Consider the following 3,681-nt stretch of genomic DNA (forward strand, 5'->3'; position numbering starts at 1 on the left):
CCGAGAGTTGGGCCGCCGGCAGCTTTAGGATGCGTTAGCATCCTCTAAAGTTTTTTTGGTTCTTTTTGTGAACAAAAAGAACAGTTCTCTCCAGCGTACAGCACAATTAAAACCAACGTATATATACAAGCCCGGATGCTTAGAAAATAAACATCGAGCTGATTTCCTTGTAGTTGTAGACCCGTTCCACCACGTCGGCAAAGATATCCGCCACCGTCAAAACCTTGAACTTCGAGATATCTTTTCCCTCTTTCAGCGGAATAGTGTCCGTCGTAATAATCTCATCCAGCGCACTTTCCGCGATCCGTTCGTATGCCGGCCCCGAGAGCACCGGATGAGTCACCACCGCCCGCACCGAAAGAGCGCCCATATTTTTCATCATGTCCGCCGCCTTGGTGATCGTTCCGGCGGTGTCGATCATGTCGTCGAACAGGATGACGTTCCGTCCCTTCACCTCGCCGATCGCCGTCATTTCGCTCACCACGTTCGGTTTCGACCGGTGTTTGTGACAGATGACCATCGGAGCGCCCAGGTATTGGGCATAGGCATTCGCCCGCTTCGATCCCCCGATATCCGGCGTAGCCACCGTCAGATTTTCGATGCAGAGGCTCTTGATATACGGCACGAAGACCCCGCTGGCATACAGGTGATCCACCGGCACATCGAAGAAGCCCTGAATCTGATCGGCGTGCAAGTCCATCGTCATGATCCGGTCGACCCCCGCCGCATGCAGCAGGTTGGCCACCAGCTTGGCCCCGATCGAGACCCGCGGACGGTCTTTCCGATCCTGACGCGCCCATCCGAAGTAAGGCATAATGGCCACCACCCGCTTTGCCGAAGCCCGTTTGGCGGCGTCCACCATCAGCAGCAGCTCCATCATATTGTCCGCCGGCGGAAAGGTCGAGCAGATGACGAAAACGGTGCATCCGCGGATGCTTTCGTCATAGGCCGGCTGAAATTCGCCGTCGCTGAACTCCAGCACGATGGAGTTGCCCAGTTCCGAACCGTAGTGTTTCGCGATTTTTTCGGCCAGATAACGCGAGTTCCGGCAAGTGAAGAATTTGATTTTGGAGGATTCGCTCATGATCGTGTGCGATGCGGATAAAATGTGAGGTGTAAAGTTGTTTCCGATTCGCGGCAAAGGTACTCTTTTTTTAGCTCCCGGCTACACATTTTTCGATAAAATCCAGAATTTCGTCCCGTCCCCTGCCCTTCTCCGACGAGGTGACGAACAGCCTGGGCAGCTCTTCCCACTCCTCGCTCAGACGTTCTTTGTAGGTGGCGATATTTCGGTTCAGCTGTGCCTGCGACAGCTTGTCGGCCTTGGTAAAGGCGATGCCAAACGGGACGCCGTGGGTGCCCAGAAACCGGATGAACTCCAGGTCGATCCGCTGCGGTTCGAGGCGCGCGTCGACCAGCACGAAGAGGTAGTAGAGCTGCCGGCGGTTCAGGATGTAGCCGGTGATGAGCGACGAGAAGCCGCTCCGCTCCTGTCGCGAGACCTTGGCGTAGCCGTAGCCGGGCAGGTCGACCAGCGCCCACCGGTCGTCGATGACGAAGTGGTTGATCAGCCGGGTCTTGCCGGGCGTGCCGGAAACCTTGGCCAGTCCGGGACGCCCGGTCAGCATGTTGATGAGGGACGATTTTCCGACGTTCGACCGGCCGATAAAGGCGAATTCCGGCCGGTCGTCCGGCGGACATTGCGAGACTTTCTGGCTGCTGCACTGAAAGGTGGCCGAGGTAATGTTCATGGGCGTGTGGGGGTTAGATTCGTTTGCTGCGCCAGTCGGCTTTCCGCATGTAGAGGTAGGCCAGCGAGAACATCGCGAGACCGTAGACGTGTTCGGTCGTCCAGCACCAGGCCACGTCGGCCCGCAGGCGGATCACGACGAGGTAGACGTAGAGGGCGTAAGTGACGATGGCGATCATCTCCAGCGTGAAGGCGGCGCGGGTGTTCCCGGTTCCCGAAACGGTGTTGAACCAGATGAAGGCGGCGGTCTGGAACAGGTAGGCGGTGGTCATGACGGTCAGGGCCGGCACCGAAGCGGCGATCAGGGGCAGGTTGTCGGTGTAGATGCGCAGAACGAACTGCGGCCAGATCAGGATAACCGCCATCAGGGGCAGGATGAGCCCATAGCACATTCGCACGATGCGCCAGACGGTGGACATGACGTCGCGGCTCTGTTCGGCGCCGATCATGTTGCTGACCAGCGAACTGGAGGTGGTGGCGAACGAGCTGGCGATGATGAAGAGCAGCGAAGAGATGCTCCGCACGATATTGGTCACGGCCAGCGGCCGTTCGCCGAGGTGTTCGACGGCGACGAAGAACATGAACCAAGTGCTGACGGCTACGAATTGCTGTACCATCGTCCAGGCCGAGAGGCTTAGGATATGCCCCAATTCCCGAAACCGGAACCGCACGCGGCGGAAGAGGTCGTACCGTCTCCAGTCGATGCGGGCCGTGTAGATGGCGAAGAATGCCAACGATACCAATTCGGCCACGGAGGAGGCGATGGCTGCCCCGGCGATTCCCAAAGCGGGCAGTCCGAATTTCCCGAAAATCAGACCGTAGTTCAGCACGACGTTGCTGAGCACCATGACGATGGAGTTGGCGGTCAGGATCTTCGTCCGGGTGATTCCGACGTAGAAGGCCCGGAAAATGACGGCCAGAAAGATAAAGAAGAAGCCGTATATCCGCCAGTTCAGGTACTCCAGCGTAGCGTGGTAGATCTCTTCCGAGGTGATGAGGCGGCTCAGCAGCCGGGGGGCACAGAAGCGGGAAAAGAGATAGACGACGGTGGCCAGAAAGAGCAGAAACAGTGCGCTTTGCTGAAAAATCGGCCCGATGGCGCGATAGTTTTCCTCTCCGTTCCGGCGGGCCATCAGGATCTGGGCGCCGACGCTGAACCCGAATCCGAGCATGAAGACGGCGATATAGTAGACGCCTCCCAAAGCGGAAGCACCGAGGGCGATCTCGCCGGCATGACCGCCTAGCCGTCCCAGAAAGGCGGTGTCGGTCAGCCCGATGAGGTGCTCCATCAGGAGGCTGAGCAGAATCGGAAAGGCGATGTGCCAGATGGTTTGACGGGTGTAGGGTGTCATGGGATCGGTGGGGAAAAAAGGGTTGCAAAGGTAGTAAAATATATGCTATCTTTGTCTATGTCAATTTCAAAATAACACGAACGATTATGGCAGTTACTGTACATACCCGCTATCTGGGCGGGTTGCGCACCGAGGCGGAACATTTGCAGTCGGGGAATCGGATTACGACGGATGCGCCGACGGACAATCAGGGTAAGGGCGAGTTCTTCTCGCCGACGGACTTGCTGGCGACTTCGCTGGGGAGCTGCATGCTGACGATCATGGGCATCGCGGCGCGGACGCATGGTTTCGATATCGACGGCACGGAGGTGGAGATCACGAAGGTGATGGGAACGGCGCCGCGGCGGGTGGTGGAGATCGTGGTGGAGCTGACTTTTCCGTCGGACTACGATGCGAAGGTGAAGAAGATTCTCGAAGCGGCGGCGCATGAGTGCCCGGTGGCCAATTCGCTCCATCCGGATTTGAAGCAGACGGTTATCTTCCACTTCGGGAAATAGCCTTGCAGTATTTCGTTCTGTGCCTATCCGGACGGAACCGTACCTTTTCTGAAGAAAAGGTACCCAAAAGACTTTTAGATAG

Annotated in this window: 4 protein-coding genes; 1 reads left to right on the forward strand and 3 read right to left on the reverse strand. The window is 57.5% G+C overall.

From position 1 onward, the window contains the following. Positions 1–139: 139 nt before the first annotated feature. The 3 genes from QZ292_RS10015 to QZ292_RS10025 all read right to left on the reverse strand — a co-directional run bounded on the left by QZ292_RS10015 (position 140) and on the right by QZ292_RS10025 (position 3,102). Positions 140–1,084: a ribose-phosphate pyrophosphokinase gene (locus tag QZ292_RS10015; RefSeq protein ID WP_294601146.1), complete on the reverse strand. Its 945-nt coding sequence runs from the start codon at positions 1,082–1,084 to the stop codon at positions 140–142. Positions 1,085–1,154: 70 nt separating this feature from the next. Further along, positions 1,155–1,751, reverse strand: a complete 597-nt coding sequence (gene yihA, locus QZ292_RS10020; RefSeq protein WP_294601138.1) for a ribosome biogenesis GTP-binding protein YihA/YsxC — start codon at positions 1,749–1,751, stop codon at positions 1,155–1,157. 13 nt (positions 1,752–1,764) lie between these two features. Then, positions 1,765–3,102: an MATE family efflux transporter gene (locus QZ292_RS10025; RefSeq protein ID WP_294601141.1), complete on the reverse strand. Its 1,338-nt coding sequence runs from the start codon at positions 3,100–3,102 to the stop codon at positions 1,765–1,767. A gap of 86 nt (positions 3,103–3,188) precedes the next feature. Here QZ292_RS10025 and QZ292_RS10030 point away from each other — a divergent pair, with 86 nt between their 5' ends. Beyond that, a complete protein-coding gene (locus QZ292_RS10030) occupies positions 3,189–3,599 on the forward strand; it encodes an OsmC family protein (protein ID WP_294601144.1) in 411 nt (136 codons plus the stop codon). Positions 3,600–3,681 lie beyond the last annotated feature (82 nt).

This window comes from uncultured Rikenella sp., from assembly GCF_910577125.1.
In the GTDB taxonomy this organism is placed as follows: domain Bacteria; phylum Bacteroidota; class Bacteroidia; order Bacteroidales; family Rikenellaceae; genus Rikenella.

What these genes read in the sequence shown, in the direction of transcription:
- yihA (WP_294601138.1), bottom strand. Translation starts at nt 1,751, where the DNA reads ATGAACATTACCTCGGCCACCTTTCAGTGCAGCAGCCAGAAAGTCTCG.
- QZ292_RS10025 (WP_294601141.1), bottom strand. Translation starts at nt 3,102, where the DNA reads ATGACACCCTACACCCGTCAAACCATCTGGCACATCGCCTTTCCGATT.
- QZ292_RS10030 (WP_294601144.1), top strand. Translation starts at nt 3,189, where the DNA reads ATGGCAGTTACTGTACATACCCGCTATCTGGGCGGGTTGCGCACCGAG.
- QZ292_RS10015 (WP_294601146.1), bottom strand. Translation starts at nt 1,084, where the DNA reads ATGAGCGAATCCTCCAAAATCAAATTCTTCACTTGCCGGAACTCGCGT.